Source organism: Cupriavidus basilensis (assembly GCF_029335485.1).
Classification (GTDB): Bacteria; Pseudomonadota; Gammaproteobacteria; order Burkholderiales; family Burkholderiaceae; genus Cupriavidus; species Cupriavidus basilensis_E.
In genome coordinates this window covers 1-574 of record NZ_JARJLM010000057.1, presented here as the reverse complement: position 1 = coordinate 574, position 574 = coordinate 1, and the positions used below count along the sequence as shown (strand labels likewise).

The following is a 574-nucleotide window of genomic DNA, read 5'->3' as shown; positions in this document are numbered from 1 at the left end:
CCTAACAACCGGATCTTCACCGCTCTGGAAACTTCGATTTACCACACTCGAAACTTCCGCTATCTTGGTGGAGCTAAGCGGGATCGAACCGCTGACCTCTTGCATGCCATGCAAGCGCTCTCCCAGCTGAGCTATAGCCCCAAAGTACTGCATTACTACGCTGGCTTACCACTGTCGTTTTCGCGTTCGTTTCCTCGTTTCAGCGAAGACAGGATTATATAAACAACCTTGCTTTTCGACAACCTTTTTTTGAGGTGGCGGATCGCTTATATCCGTGAGCGCGCATGTCGCTAACGGAACATTGCCGAAATAATGCCCGATTACTCGGAAAACACCACGCCGAATAACTGGAGATTATCGAGGGACTACCAGAATGACCGTTGCTCAATAAAAGAAAAACCCGCATGGGATTAACCATGCGGGCTTAGTTTTGGCGGAGTGGACGGGACTCGAACCCGCGACCCCCGGCGTGACAGGCCGGTATTCTAACCAACTGAACTACCACTCCATACTCTTACTCATCACCACGAGCTGACGCTCCCGACGACAAACCGAACGTTTGGTTACGTTCGCT

Annotated in this window: 2 tRNA genes; both read right to left on the bottom strand. The window is 51.0% G+C overall.

The window, feature by feature from the left end:
- Positions 1–65: 65 nt before the first annotated feature.
- A tRNA-Ala gene (locus tag P3W85_RS03495) sits at positions 66–141 on the bottom strand.
- Between the two features lie 290 nt (positions 142–431).
- A tRNA-Asp gene (locus P3W85_RS03490) sits at positions 432–508 on the bottom strand.
- Positions 509–574 lie beyond the last annotated feature (66 nt).